This window comes from Mycobacterium sp. (genome assembly GCF_049280035.1).
Taxonomy (GTDB): domain Bacteria; phylum Actinomycetota; class Actinomycetes; order Mycobacteriales; family Mycobacteriaceae; genus Mycobacterium.
This window is the reverse complement of sequence record NZ_JBAPPI010000569.1, coordinates 1-2,603: the sequence shown is the minus strand read 5'-3', so window position 1 is coordinate 2,603 and position 2,603 is coordinate 1. Positions and strand designations below refer to the sequence as shown.

Here is a 2,603-nt window from a genome sequence, read left to right as displayed (position 1 = left end):
CACCGACCTTGACGATCGACGCCCCGGCGCTGATCAGATCACGGGTGCCTTCGGCCGACACCACATTGCCGCCGGCCAGCGGCACACCCAGATCCAGCGACGATATCGACTTGATGGCATCCAGCGCGTTGACCTGATGACCATGCGCGGTGTCGACGACAACGAGGTCGACACCGGCCTCGGTCAACGCCTGCGCTTTACCTGCCACGTCACCGTTGATGCCGACCGCTGCGCCGATGCGCAGCCGGCCCGCGGCGTCGGTAGCCGGCGTGTAAATGCCCGCGCGAATCGCCGCGGTGCGGGTCAGCACACCGGCCAGCGTGCCGTCCGGGCCGGTCAGCACCGCGACATCGACGGGGGCTTGCTCGAGAAGATCGAAAACCTTTCGCGGGTCGGTCCCCACCGGGGCGTTGACGAAGTCGGTGATCGCGATATCGCGCACTCGCGCGAAACGGTCGACACCGTCGCAGCACGATTCGGTGACCAGTCCGATCGGGCGGCCCTCAAAGGCCACCACCGCGGCGCCGTGCGCGCGCTTGTGAATCAGTGCCAGCGCATCCGACACCGAATCATCAGGTGCCAGTATCACCGGGGTGTCGACAACCAGGTCGCGGCTTTTGACGAAGTCCACCGTGCGCTGCACCGCGGTGATCGGAAGGTCTTGCGGCAGCACCACTATCCCGCCGCGGCGGGCCACCGTCTCGGCCATTCGCCGCCCCGCGACCGCGGTCATGTTGGCCACCACCACCGGGATGGTGGTGCCGGAGCCGTCGTGGGTGGCCAGATCCACGTCGAACCGTGACGCCACGTCCGAACGATTCGGCACGATGAAGACGTCGTCGTAGGTCAGGTCGTATGCGGGACTGTGCCCGTTGGAAAACCTCATCGGTATCGGTTGTACCCCTTATTTGGCCCTACTAGGCCGGCACTTCGGTGCGGTCTCCACTCCATAGGGTGTGGAATTTCTTGCTGGGGTCCTCGTCGACGCGCCCGTAGGTATGTGCGCCGAAGAAGTCCCGCAGGCCCTGGGTCAGCGCGGCGGGCAGCCGCTCGGTGCGCAGCGCGTCGTAGTAGGACAGCGCCGAGGAGAACCCCGGGATCGGGATGCCCAGCTGGGTGGCCGTGACCACGACGCGACGCCAGCTGTCGATGGCCGATTCGATCGCAGTGCGGAAATACGGCGCGACGATCAGCGTTGCCAAGTCGGGGTCGTCATCGAACGCCTCCTTGATCCGGTTGAGGAACTTCGCCCGGATGATGCAGCCACCCCGCCAGATCGTCGCCATGTCACCCAGCGTTATGCCCCAGTTGTATTCGGCGCTGCCGGCCTGGATCTGGTTGAAGCCCTGGGCGTAGGCGATGATCTTCGACGCGTAGAGCGCCTTGCTGACATCCTCGATGAACTGCTTTGCATCGCTTGGCTTTTCGCCCAGATGGCCGGAGGCCAGGCCGGTGGTGGCCTTGCGCTGGGCCACCGAGCCCGACAGCGCCCGGGCGAACACCGCCTCGGCAATCCCGGTGACCGGAACTCCTAAGTCCAGGGCCGACTTCACCGTCCAGCGGCCGGTGCCTTTCTGCTCGGCCTCGTCGAGGATGACGTCGACCAGCGGCTTGCCGGTCTTGGCGTCGGTCTGGCGCAGTACCTCTGCGGTGATCTCGATGAGAAAGCTGTCCAGGTCGCCCTTGTTCCATTCGGCGAAGACATCGGCGATCTCGGGTGCGGTTTTGCCGAGTCCGTCACGCAGCAGTTGGTAGGCCTCGCCGATCAGCTGCATGTCGGAGTACTCGATGCCGTTGTGCACCATCTTGACGAAGTGGCCGGCCCCATCGGGACCGATGTGGGTGCAGCACGGCACACCGTCGACATGCGCGGAGATCTCCTCCAGCAGCGGGCCCAACGATTTGTACGACTCGGCGGGGCCGCCCGGCATGATCGACGGACCGTTCAACGCTCCCTCCTCGCCCCCGGAGATGCCGGCGCCGACGAAGTGCAGGCCACGCTCGCGCATCGCCTTTTCGCGGCGGATGGTGTCGGTGTAGAGCGCGTTGCCGCCGTCGATGATGATGTCGCCTTTTTCCATGGCGTCGGCGAGCTGCTCGATGACGGCGTCGGTCGGATCACCCGCCTTGACCATAATCAGCACCCGGCGCGGCTTCTCCAACGCGGCGAGGAATTCTTCGATGGTTTCGCTGCGTACGAATTTGCCTTCGCTGCCATGTTCTTTCAGCAACGCGTCCGTCTTGGCGACCGAGCGGTTGTGCAGCGCCACCGTGTAGCCGTGGTGAGCGAAATTCCGGGCGAGGTTCGAACCCATCACGGCGAGCCCGGTGACTCCGATCTGCGCTGTGCCGTCAGTAGCCTTCGATTCCGAGCTCATGTATTCGCCTCTCAGGGTCGTGACTTGGTCCAAGCTTTGCACCGAACACACTCGCACAGCGAGATTCGGCCATCTGCAAAGTATCGCCGAACCGCCGTGGTCGCCGCACCCGTAGGTTAGGCGGCGGTGAACAGCCGTTGCAGTTCAGTAAGCCACGGAATGGCCAGCGCAATGGTAGGCACGACCAGCACCGCCGCCGCGGCGAGGTACGCCGCCGTCGACAAC

Annotated in this window: 2 protein-coding genes; both read right to left on the bottom strand. The window is 65.0% G+C overall.

Annotation, left to right across the window (positions count from 1 at the left end; genetic code table 11):
- Window positions 1-886, bottom strand: an 886-nt coding sequence (locus WAN71_RS18585; RefSeq protein WP_422226740.1) for an IMP dehydrogenase, incomplete at its 3' end; no start/stop codon positions are given.
- Window positions 887-917: 31 nt separating this feature from the next.
- A complete protein-coding gene (gndA, locus tag WAN71_RS18580) occupies window positions 918-2,378 on the bottom strand; it encodes an NADP-dependent phosphogluconate dehydrogenase (protein WP_422226739.1) in 1,461 nt (486 codons plus the stop codon).
- Window positions 2,379-2,603: the final 225 nt, after the last annotated feature.

Bases quoted from the DNA above. Each gene is read 5' to 3' on its own strand.
- gndA (WP_422226739.1), bottom strand. From the start codon at position 2,378: ATGAGCTCGGAATCGAAGGCTACTGACGGCACAGCGCAGATCGGAGTC.